At 54.5% G+C, this 314-nt stretch carries 2 tRNA genes; both read right to left on the bottom strand.

The features are described from left to right. Window position 1 precedes the first annotated feature (1 nt). A tRNA-Thr gene (locus tag R2R70_RS19520) sits at window positions 2–74 on the bottom strand. Between the two features lie 6 nt (window positions 75–80). Continuing rightward, window positions 81–155, bottom strand: a tRNA-Gly gene (locus tag R2R70_RS19525). Window positions 156–314: the final 159 nt, after the last annotated feature.

A 314-nucleotide genomic window follows, 5' to 3' on the forward strand; every position in this document is an offset into this window, starting at 1 on the left:
GTGCTGATAGGCAGAGTCGAACTGCCGACCTCACCCTTACCAAGGGTGCGCTCTACCAACTGAGCTATATCAGCACATCTTGGAGCGGGCAGCGGGAATCGAACCCGCATCATCAGCTTGGAAGGCTGAGGTAATAGCCATTATACGATGCCCGCATCCTGGAACTCGGCTACCTGATTTTCATTCTGCACTGAATATCGAGAGAAGCTCTCTTTATTCGAGCCGGTAAGCGAACTTATCGTCTCGGGCTACGCCATCGCGTGGCCGAAATTGGTGGTGGGGGAAGGATTCGAACCTTCGAGGTCTGTGGCGGC

The sequence above is a fragment of the Cobetia sp. SIMBA_158 genome (assembly GCF_046566945.1).
In the GTDB taxonomy this organism is placed as follows: Bacteria; Pseudomonadota; Gammaproteobacteria; order Pseudomonadales; family Halomonadaceae; genus Cobetia; species Cobetia amphilecti.